The following is a 10,673-nucleotide window of genomic DNA, read 5'->3' on the forward strand; positions in this document are numbered from 1 at the left end:
CCGCCCGGTCCGCAAGCCGCGCGGCGCAGGATTTGAAAAAGGGATCGAAGCATGGCGTCGGCAGGCGGTGAAAGCATTGAGAAGCTGGAAGATATGATCGTGCGCGCGGCCGAGACCACGGCCGCCCATGTGCGCGCCGCCAAGGATGCGATCGGCGCCGTCATCTTCGGCCAGGAAACGGTGGTGGAGCGAGCGCTGATCACGGTGCTGTCCGGCGGCCACGCGCTGCTGGTCGGCGTACCTGGTCTCGCCAAGACCAAGCTGGTCGAAACCATGGGAATCGCGCTCGGCATGGACGCCCGTCGCGTGCAATTCACGCCCGACCTGATGCCGTCCGACATTCTCGGCTCCGAAGTGCTGGAAGAGAACAGCGCCGGCAAGCGCAGCTTCCGCTTCATTCCGGGGCCGGTCTTCGCCCAGCTTCTGATGGCCGACGAAATCAACCGCGCCTCGCCGCGCACGCAGTCGGCGCTGCTGCAGGCCATGCAGGAGCAGCATGTGACGGTTGCCGGGGCGCGACACGATCTGCCCAAGCCCTTCCATGTGCTGGCGACACAGAACCCGCTGGAGCAGGAAGGCACCTATCCCCTGCCCGAAGCCCAGCTCGACCGTTTCCTCATGGAAATCGACGTCGATTATCCCGACATCGTCGCTGAGCGTAAAATCCTGTTCGACACCACCGGCGCGGAGGACTCACAGGCCAAGGCGGCGATGACCTCGGAAGATCTGCTCTCGGCGCAGCGTCTGGTACGCCGCCTGCCGGTCGGCGAGTCCGTCGTTGAAGCGATCCTGCAGCTGGTGCGTTCGGCGCGTCCGGGCGAGGAAGCCGGCGACCTCGGCCGTCTCATTTCCTGGGGTCCCGGCCCGCGCGCCTCGCAGGCGCTGATGCTGGCGGTGCGCGCCCGCGCCCTGCTCGACAACCGCTTCGCGCCGTCGATCGACGACGTCCTCGAACTCGCCGAACCCGTCCTCAAGCACCGCATGGCTCTGACCTTCGCCGCGCGCGCCGAAGGCGAAACCGTCGGCAATGTCATCAAGCGGCTGAAGGCGCGCATCGGATAAACATGGCGGGAAACGATTTGGCCGAGCCGACCGTTACCGGAACAAGCGCGACGCCGGTCAATGCCGCCGCCAGCAAGAGCAGCAAGCTGGCCGCCCGCATTCCGCGCCTCATTCTCGAAGCGCGCCGCGTCGCCGCGACCTTGATCCATGGCCTGCACGGACGTCGCCGCGCCGGCACCGGCGAGAACTTCTGGCAGTATCGCCATTTTACGTCGGGTGAGCCGGCCAGCCGCATCGACTGGCGGCGCTCGGCGCGCGACGATCATCTCTATGTGCGCGAGCGCGAATGGGAGGCCTCGCACACGATCTGGATGTGGGCCGACCGCTCGCCGTCGATGGAATTCTCCTCGCACCTGACTGAGTGGTCGAAGCTCGACCGTGCGCTAGTCGTGTCCTTCGCGCTGTCGGAGGTGCTGGTGCAAGGCGGCGAACGCATCGGCATTCCGATGCTGATGCGCCCGTCGTCAAGCCGCAATGTCATCGAGACCATGGCACAGCGTATCATCCATGACCGCACCGAGCGGCCGAGCCTGCCGCCGAACTTCGCGCCGGCGCCCTTTTCGGAAGTCGTGATCTTCTCCGACCTTTGGAGCCCCATCGCCGAGTATCGCAAGATGATCGGCCAGCTTGCCGCCAATGGCGCGCGGGGCCATGTCGTGCAGGTCTGCGATCCGGCGGAAGAAACCTTCCCCTATTCCGGCCGCGTCGAGTTCGTCGAATCCGAAGGGCTCGGCAGCGTGACCGCCGGTCGCGCCGAAACCTGGCGCAGCGATTATCAGACGCTGCTCGCCAATCATCGCGCCGCGTTGCGCGCCGAAACCGAAGCCTTCGGCTGGACCTTCACCGTCCACCGCACCGACCGCGGCCCGACCGAACTGCTGTTCGCTTTGCATGGCCGCATGGGCGCACATTCGCTCCAGACCGCGCTTAACAGCCGGCACACCGGGAGCGTGGCATGATCGGTTCGCTCCCACTCGCCTTTGCCCAGCCGCTGATCCTGCTCGGCCTGCTGAGTTTGCCGGTGTTGTGGTGGCTCTTGCGGCTGGTGCCGCCGCGCCCGCGCGTTGTGTCGTTTCCGCCGACCCGGCTGCTGTTCGAGATCGCGCCGAAGGAAGAGACGCCGTCGCGCACGCCATGGTGGCTGATCCTGCTGCGCATGCTGCTCGCCGCATTGGTGATCCTCGCCGCCGCAGGCCCGTTGTGGAATCCGCCGGTCGCGACCGGTGCGAAGAACGCGCCGCTATTGATCCTCGTCGACGACGGCTGGAGTGCCGCATCGGCCTGGGACGTGCGGCTGCGCACCGCCGACGAATTGATGGCCCGCGCCGAAGCCGACAATCGCGGCGTCGCCCTGCTGCCGCTGTCGGAAACCGCCCGCGATATTTCGCTGCAGGTCGCTGGCGCCCTGCGCGTGCAAGTGAAGCAGCTCAAGCCGAAGCCGCATTCGATCGACCGCATCGAAGCGTTGCCGCTGATCGACCGTTTCCTCAAGGTCACGCCCGAGGCCGAGATCGTGTGGCTGTCCGATGGCGTCGACATGGGCAAGGGCGCCGGCTTCGTCGACGGCCTCAAGCAGATCGCCGGCACACGGCCGATGACGGTCGTATCGGGCGGCACCACCATTCCGCATGCGCTGGCCGCCGCGGACAACGCCGCCGGCGCCCTCACCGTGAAGGTGCTGCGCGCGCAGACCGGCATCAGCGAGAACGGTCTTGTTCACGCCATCGACCTCAAGGGCCTGCCCCTTGGCGACGCGCCCTTCGCCTTCGGTGCAGGCGACCGCGAAGGGGAAGCGAAGATCACGTTGCCGGTCGAAATCCGCAATGACGTCGCGCGCCTCGAGATCGCCGGCGAACATTCGGCGGGCGCGGTGCAACTGCTCGACAAGCGCTGGCGCCGCCGGACCGTTGGCATCGTCTCCGGTTCGGCTGCCGACCGCTCCCAGCCGCTGCTCGGCGCCAGCTATTATCTGTCGCGCGCGCTCAATCCCTTTGCCGATGTGCGGCTCGCCGAAAGCGTGGCGCCGGCCGAGGCGATTGGCCGCTTCCTCGACCAGCGCCTGCCGATGCTGGTGCTCGCGGATGTCGGCAATGTTGCCGAAGCGCGCTCACGGCTCGACACCTGGATCGAAAATGGCGGTGTGCTGGTGCGCTTTGCCGGTCCGCATCTCGCCGCCGGCAGCGACGACCTCGTGCCGGTCCGGCTGCGCCGCGGCGGCCGTATTCTTGGCGGCTCGCTGAGCTGGGAGAAGCCGCAACAACTCGCTGCGTTCTCACGCGAAGGCCCCTTCGTTGCGATGCCGGTGCCGACGGACGTCACCGTCACCCGTCAAGTGCTGGCCGAACCCGATGCGACGCTCGCCGATCGCACCTGGGCAACGCTGGCCGATGGCACGCCGCTCGTCACCGCGCAGAAGCGCGGCAAGGGGCTCGTTGTGTTGTTTCATGTCACCGCCGATACGCGCTGGTCCGACCTGCCGCTGTCCGGCGCCTTCGTCGACATGTTGCGCCAGATCGTGTCGCTGTCCGGCGCGACTCCGGCCGCCGATGGCGACGCCGCCGACACCGCCGGCCGCACCAATGCGCAGGCGGTGCCGCCGACGCGCGTGCTTGACGGTTTCGGCGCCTTCACGACGCCGCCCGCCAATGCGCGGCCCGTTCCGACGGGCTTTGCCGGCCGCGCCAGCGCCGATCATCCGCCCGGATTCTACGGCCCGCCGGAGGGCCTGGTCGCCGTCAATACACTCGCGCCCGACGATCGCCCTGCCCCGCTTAACGTCTCGGCCCTGAATGCGCGGCAGGACGTCTATCGCTTCGGCGAGCCCGTCGATCTGCGCGGCCCTGTGTTCATGGCGGCGTTTGGCTTGATCGCACTCGACGCGCTGGTGGTGTTCGTGCTTGCCGGTGGCATGGCGGCATTCTCTCGCCGCCGCGGCGCCGCCACCGCGGCTCTGGTCATGCTCTCGCTCGCCGGTGCACTGGCAATGCCGCAGCACGCTCGCGCGCAGTCGACGCTGGTGCCGGCGCAAAGCCTGCCGCAACGGACCCCGCTGTCGCCGCAACAGCAGGATTACGCCATCAAGGCGACGCAACAGACGCATCTCGCCTACATCATCACCGGCGATGCCGAGGTCGACGAAATCAGCCGCGCCGGCCTCAACGGCCTGACACTGTTCCTGGCGCAACGCACAGCGCTCGAGCCGGGCGAGCCGGTCGGACTCGATCCCTCGCGCGACGAGCTCTCGTTCTTTCCGGTGATCTACTGGCCGATCTCCGAACGCGCCGCCAAGCCTTCACGTGCCACACTCGACCGCATCGACACTTACATGAAGCAGGGTGGCACCGTGCTGTTCGATACGCGCGACGCGATCGACGCGCCGCCGGGCGCCGACGGCGAGACGCGCTCGCCCGGCATGGTCGCGTTGCGCGCCATCCTGTCGTCGCTCGACGTGCCGGAGCTGGAGCCGATCCGCGCCGATCACGTCCTCAACAAGACGTTCTTCCTGATGAAGGACTTCCCCGGCCGCTTCACCACCGGCCGACTCTGGGTCGAGGCCTTGCCGGCCGATGTCGAGGAAGACCCCAGTCGCCCGGCACGCGCCGGCGACGGCGTCTCCTCCATCATGATCACGTCGAACGATCTGGCCGGCGCCTGGGCGCTGCGGCCCGACGGCCAGGCCATGCTGCCGCTGGTGCCGGGCGAACCGCGCCAGCGCGAATTCGCCTTCCGTGCCGGCGTCAACATCGTGATGTATGCGCTGACCGGCAACTACAAGGCCGACCAGGTTCACATCCCCGCCCTGCTCGAACGGTTGGGACAGTGACATGAATCTCGGCGTCGCCTTCGCACCGCTGGTTCCGCAATACGTCGTCTGGACGGCATTCGGGGTTGCCGTTTTCTTGTCGGCGCTGTTGCTGATCGCGCGCAGCCGCGGCGCCGTCGTGCGCTCGGTCGCCATGGCGCTGCTGGTGCTCGCGCTCGCCAATCCGTCAATGACGCGCGAGGACCGCGACCCGATCCCGTCGGTCGCCGCCGTCATCATCGACAAGAGCCCGAGCCAGGAATTCGGCGACCGCGAAGCGCAAACCGAGCAAGCCCGCGAGACACTAATCGACCGCCTGAAGCGCGTGCCGGGCCTTGAAGTGCGCGTTGCTGAAGCCGGCGCCGCCGACGGCGAGACCGACGGTACGCGACTGTTCAGCGCTTTATCCTCGGCGCTCGCCGATGTGCCGCCCGATCGCGTCGCCGGTGCGGTCATGATCACCGATGGCCGCGTTCACGATATTCCGGCGAATGCTGCGGCCCTCGGCTTTGCCGCCCCATTGCATGCCTTGATCACCGGCCGCGCCAACGAACTCGACCGGCGTGTCGTCCTCACGCAGACGCCGCGCTTCGGCATCGTCGGCCAGATGCAGACCATCGGCTTCAAGGTCGAGGATCAGGGTATGCCCGCCGGTCCGGTGCAGGTGACCGTGCGGCGTGACGGCGAATTGCTCGAGCAGCGTACCGTCAATGGTGGCGCCGAAGTCACCATGCAGGTGCAAATCCCGCATGCCGGTCCGAACATCGTCGAGGTCGAGGCGGCGCCGCTCGCCAACGAACTGACCTTGGTCAACAACCGCGCTGTCATTTCCATCGACGGGGTGCGCGACAAGCTGCGCGTGCTGCTGGTCTCGGGCGAGCCGCATGCCGGCGAGCGCACATGGCGCAATCTCCTGAAATCAGATGCCTCGGTCGATCTTGTTCACTTCACCATTCTGCGGCCGCCGGAAAAGCAGGACGGCACGCCGATCAACGAGCTGTCGCTGATCGCCTTTCCGACGCGCGAACTGTTCCAGCAGAAGATTGGCGAATTCCAGCTCATCATCTTCGACCGCTATGCCCGACAGGGCGTGCTGCCGATAATCTATTTCGACAACATCGCGCGCTATGTCCGCAATGGCGGCGCCGTGATGATCGCCGCCGGCCCCGACTACGCCTCGCCAACCTCGATCTGGCGCACGCCGCTCGACGTCATCCTGCCGGCCGAACCGTCTGGCGATGTTACCGAACAGGGTTTCCATGCCCGGCTGTCGGACGCCGGCAAGCGCCATCCCGTCACGCGCGCGCTTGAGGGCTCGGAAACCGATCCGCCGCACTGGAGCCCCTGGTTCCGGCTGGTCAACACCAAGCGCACCACCGGCACGACGGTCATGCAAGGGCCCGACGGCAAGCCGCTTCTGGTTCTGGCACGCGAAGGCGAAGGCCGCGTCGCGCTGATGCTGTCCGATCACATCTGGCTGTGGGCGCGCGGCTATGAGGGCGGCGGCCCGCATCTCGATCTGCTGCGGCGGCTGTCGCACTGGCTGATGAAGCAGCCCGACCTCGAAGAGGAAGCGCTGCGTCTCATTGTGCGCGGCCGCGACATGACGGTGCAGCGCCAGACCATGGCTGACGCGGTGGCCGATGTGACGATCACCTCACCCTCCGGCAAGAGCCAGATCCTCAAGCTGGCGTCGGCCGAGCCCGGCCTGTGGCGCTCGCAGGTGCCGGCCAACGAACTCGGCCTCTGGCGTGCAACCGACGGCAAGCTGACCGCACTGGTCAATGTCGGTCCGGCTAACCCACGCGAATTCCAGGAAGTGACGTCGACGACGCAGACGCTCGCGTCGCTGACCGACAGCACCGGCGGCAGTGTCCGCCGTCTCGTTGCCGGCAACAGCAGCGTCGAGGTCCCGCGCGTCGTGCCGGTGCGCACCGCCTCGACCTACAAGGGCGATGACTGGATCGGCATGAAAATGCGCGACGTGTCGGTGGTCCGCGGCATCGGCGTGCTGCCGATCTTCACCGGCCTGATTGGCCTGTTGCTGCTGGTCGGCTCGCTAGCGCTGACCTGGGCCAGAGAAGGCCGATAATAACCTCTGTCATTCCGGGGCGCGGATGAAATCCGCGACCCCGGATTCCATAACCCCGGCGCCGGGGATGTGGATTACGGGCCCGCTTGCTTCGCAAGCGTCCCGGAATGACAATGGAGAAAACAAGGCCCCCCTGCCATGACCTTCTCTCTGTTCATCGCCACCGTGATCGCCGGCTTCACCTATTCGGTGATCCCCGGGCCTGCGGTGTTGCTCGTGTTCTCGCTCGCAGCCCAGCACGGCCGCGCCATGGGCGCCAAATTCCTGATCGGGCACATGGCAGGCGACGTCACCTGGAGCGCAATGGCCTTTGCCTCGATCGTCGGCGTCAGCCAGATGGGCCCGCTGCTGTTCGACATTCTGGGCGCCGGCTGCGGCCTGTACCTGATCTATCTCGGCATAAAGGCGGTCCGCGCCAAATCGATTGGCGAAGCCCCGGTGCTGCGCGGGCACCGACCCTATCGCGCCGGCTTCCTGTTCGGGTTGACCAATCCCAAGGCGTATCCGGTGGCGGTCGCGGTCTTCACTGCGCTGATTGCGCGCTACACCATGGAGCTGTCCTGGTCGTCACTGCCGCTGATGGGGCTGGCCGCCTGGATCGGCATCGTCCTCGGTTATGCCGCGACCTTGTTCTGGGCCGGGCTGCCGATCGTGCGCCGCTTCTTCCTGACGCACGGTGTCGTGGTGACGCGCATTATCGGCGTGACCTTCGTGCTGTTCGGACTGAAGTCGCTGGCCGACGCCGGCCGCTCGTTCCAGACCCGCTAGCGCGCCTATTTGACGACGTCGTCGGCCGCTGTGATGAGGCTGTGCGACGGATTCTTGCCGCAATACTCGCCGAGCTTGCCGCCGTTCTGCTTCATCTTGTCGAAGTCGACGATCGGCTTGGCGTCCTGGCTGGCGTAGAAGCCTTCGATCCACATCAGGATGAGGCCAATGGTATCCTTGTCGCTGGTGACGAAGTCCTTGCAGGTCACCGTCGACAGATCGAGCTGTTGCGCCTTGAGCGGCAGCGGCGCGAGCATCGCCGCCGCGACCAGCATCACCGATAGCTTTTTCATGATGTCCCCCTGAAGTCCGAACGAACGGATCGCAAGTAGTCTTGTCGCTCGGCAAGGCAGCGGCAAGAACGGGGGCGACATGCGGCGCTGATATTATTCTGAATTTTACGGCGACGTTATTTCAGTTCGCGGCGGGCTCGACCCAATCCGGACGGATCAGCCCCGTCACGCCATCGAAAGCGCCGGGCACGAGCTCATTCACCAACAGCCGCGCCGGGTTGACCGGACCCGGCATCTTCACCTGACCCTTGGGGATGCGCTTGAAGCCGCTGCGGCCGTAATAGGGTTCGTCGCCGACCAGCACCACCAGCTTGTGGCCGTTGGCCCGGGCATCCTTGAGCGCGCGGTCCATCAGCGCCGCGCCGACGCCGCGCGAGCGGAACGGAGGCTCCACCGTCAGCGGGCCGAGCAGCAAGGCCGGCGTGTCGCCGATGCAGACCGGCGTCAGGCGGATGGAGCCGACCATCAGGGTGCCGATGCGGGCGACGAACGACAATTCCGGCAAATGGCCCCGCCCCTCGCGGATGCGGTAGGCGCTGCGCGCATAGCGCCCCGGCCCGAAGGTCCGTTCGTTCAGGCGCTCGACAGCGAGGGCATCGCTCGGCGATTCGGGGACAATGGTGAGATCGAGTTCGCTCATGAAACCACGCGATTAGCATCCCGCTCCAGGGACGTCCATCGGCGGTAGCGGAGGCCTCCCCAACACCCTAGATACACCGGAGCGGGCCCGCAGAAAAAGGAGCTGAGCTTGGGACTTCTGGTTGACGGCGTCTGGCATGACGAGTGGTACCAAAACAAGAACGGCCGTTTCGTCCGGCAGGATTCGCCGTTCCGCAACTGGGTGACCGCCGATGGCAGCGCCGGGCCGACCGGGACCGGCGGCTTCAAGGCCGAGGCCGGGCGCTATCACCTCTATGTCTCGCTCGCCTGCCCCTGGGCGCACCGCACCATCATCTTCCGCAAGCTCAAGGGTCTCGACAGCCTCATCTCGATGTCCATCGTCTCGCCCGACATGCTCAAAGAGGGCTGGACCTTCCACAAGGACGAAGGCTCGACCGGCGATACGGTCAATGGCAAGGACCGCCTCTACGAGATCTACCTTCTCGCCGATCCGAAATTCAGCGGCCGCGTCACCGTGCCGGTGCTGTGGGACATGAAGACAAAGACGATCGTCAATAACGAATCGTCCGAGATCATCCGCATGTTCAATTCGGCCTTCGACGGCCTGACCGGCAACGCCGCCGACTTCTATCCGCAAGCGTTGCGCGCCGAGATCGACCGCATCAACGACCTCGTCTATCCGAATATCAATAACGGCGTCTATCGCGCCGGCTTCGCGACGACGCAGGACGCTTACGAGGAAGCCTTCGGCAATCTGTTCGCCGCGCTGGATCAGGTCGACGATATTCTGTCGCGGCAGCGCTATCTCGCCGGCAGTACGATCACCGAGGCCGACTGGCGGCTGTTCACGACCTTGGTGCGCTTCGACGCCGTCTATTATGCGCACTTCAAGTGCAACCGGCGGCACATTTACGAATATCCGAACCTGTCGAACTACGCCCGCGAGCTTTATCAGGTTCCCGGCGTCGCCGAGACGGTAGACCTTCAGCAGATCAAGCGGCATTATTACTTCAGCCAGCGGACGGTGAATCCGACGGGCATTGTGCCCCTCGGCCCTCGGCTCGATTTCACCGCGAAACATGATCGCGGCCGGTTGAACTAGAGTTCTTTGTCATTCCGGGACGGTTGCGATAGCAAGCGAACCCGGAATCCAGATATGATCGCGGAGCTTGTTGCTGGTTCCGGGAAACACATGTTCGGTACGCACGATCTCTGGCTCTTCGTTCTGTCGGCCTTGCTCCTGAACATCACGCCGGGGCCGGATACGGCGCTTGTTGTGGCGCGCTCGACGCAGATGGGGTTGCGCGGCGGCGTGGCGGCTTCGTTCGGCATTGCCGGCGGCATTGTCGTGCATATCGCCGCGGCGGCGATCGGCCTGTCGGCGCTGATTGCAGCCTCGGCCACGGCCTTCAGCATCATCAAATATATCGGCGCCGCCTATCTCATTTATATCGGCCTGCGCATGATATTGAGCCGGCCGGCCATGACACCGAACGACGGCGCGCCGCAACCTGTGGCGCTACCGCTGCGCAGCGTGTTCTGGCAGGGCTTTTTCAGCAACGCGCTCAATCCCAAGGTCGCGATCTTCTTCCTCGCCTTCCTGCCGCAATTCGTCGGCAACGATGCGCCCTCGAAGGCGCTGGCTTTCCTGTTCCTCGGCGTCATCTTCATCATCGGCGGAACGGTGTGGAGCCTCATCCTCGCCGTCATCACCGCGCACGCAACGTCGCGCCTGAAAGCGACCCGCCGCTTCCAACGCCTCATCGACGGCGCCATCGGCGCCATGTTCGTCGCGCTCGGCGTCAAGCTGGCGCTGGTGCAGCGCTGATGTGCCGTAGAGTCGCGCGTCATCGCCCGCATTGTTTGATCGGCCCCGGGCAGGCCGCAGTCCTGAACATCATTCCAAGTGCGCACTCGATAAAACGAGGGCGCGCGGAACGCCGGGGCCCAACAACCCCATGACTCTGTGCGCGTGTTGGTTTGGTAGTGCGCACAGACGTCGTCGCCACGGAAATTGCCGGACTTCCGGCGTTCC

General features: G+C 65.8%; 9 protein-coding genes. 7 read left to right on the forward strand and 2 right to left on the reverse strand.

The features are described from left to right. The first annotated feature begins 51 nt into the window (after positions 1–51). The 5 genes from DXH78_RS17435 to DXH78_RS17455 all read left to right on the forward strand — a co-directional run bounded on the left by DXH78_RS17435 (position 52) and on the right by DXH78_RS17455 (position 7,724). Positions 52–1,062 (forward strand): AAA family ATPase, encoded by a 1,011-nt coding sequence (locus DXH78_RS17435; RefSeq protein WP_115518477.1) that lies wholly within the window; start codon positions 52–54, stop codon positions 1,060–1,062. A 2-nt stretch (positions 1,063–1,064) separates the two neighbouring features. Further along, the gene (locus tag DXH78_RS17440) at positions 1,065–2,021 is read left to right on the forward strand and encodes a DUF58 domain-containing protein (protein WP_115518478.1); all 957 of its coding nucleotides are present in this window, start codon (positions 1,065–1,067) and stop codon (positions 2,019–2,021) included. Then, the gene (locus DXH78_RS17445; RefSeq protein WP_115518479.1) at positions 2,018–4,885 is read left to right on the forward strand and encodes a DUF4159 domain-containing protein; all 2,868 of its coding nucleotides are present in this window, start codon (positions 2,018–2,020) and stop codon (positions 4,883–4,885) included. The genes DXH78_RS17440 and DXH78_RS17445 overlap by 4 nt, the downstream gene beginning before the upstream one ends. Position 4,886: 1 nt before the next feature. Further along, positions 4,887–6,956 carry a hypothetical protein gene (locus DXH78_RS17450; protein ID WP_115518480.1) on the forward strand — a complete coding sequence of 690 codons (2,070 nt, stop codon included), beginning with the start codon at positions 4,887–4,889 and terminating at the stop codon, positions 6,954–6,956. 138 nt (positions 6,957–7,094) lie between these two features. Then, positions 7,095–7,724, forward strand: a complete 630-nt coding sequence (locus DXH78_RS17455; protein WP_115518481.1) for a LysE family translocator — start codon at positions 7,095–7,097, stop codon at positions 7,722–7,724. A gap of 5 nt (positions 7,725–7,729) precedes the next feature. On the opposite strand, the gene DXH78_RS17460 is transcribed toward DXH78_RS17455, so the two are convergent. Both DXH78_RS17460 and DXH78_RS17465 read right to left on the reverse strand, forming a co-directional pair. Next, complete coding sequence (locus DXH78_RS17460; protein WP_245416920.1) at positions 7,730–8,017, reverse strand: HdeA/HdeB family chaperone; 288 nt, start codon at positions 8,015–8,017, stop codon at positions 7,730–7,732. Between the two features lie 121 nt (positions 8,018–8,138). Then, complete coding sequence (locus tag DXH78_RS17465; protein ID WP_115518482.1) at positions 8,139–8,657, reverse strand: GNAT family N-acetyltransferase; 519 nt, start codon at positions 8,655–8,657, stop codon at positions 8,139–8,141. A gap of 108 nt (positions 8,658–8,765) precedes the next feature. Here DXH78_RS17465 and DXH78_RS17470 point away from each other — a divergent pair, with 108 nt between their 5' ends. Together DXH78_RS17470 and DXH78_RS17475 are read left to right on the forward strand one after the other, a co-directional pair. After that, complete coding sequence (locus DXH78_RS17470) at positions 8,766–9,740, forward strand: glutathione S-transferase family protein (protein WP_115518483.1); 975 nt, start codon at positions 8,766–8,768, stop codon at positions 9,738–9,740. A 90-nt stretch (positions 9,741–9,830) separates the two neighbouring features. After that, positions 9,831–10,466, forward strand: coding sequence for a LysE family translocator (locus DXH78_RS17475; RefSeq protein WP_115518556.1), 636 nt, complete (start codon positions 9,831–9,833; stop codon positions 10,464–10,466). Positions 10,467–10,673 lie beyond the last annotated feature (207 nt).

It is taken from the genome of Undibacter mobilis, from assembly GCF_003367195.1.
GTDB classification, from domain to species: Bacteria; Pseudomonadota; Alphaproteobacteria; order Rhizobiales; family Xanthobacteraceae; genus Pseudolabrys; species Pseudolabrys mobilis.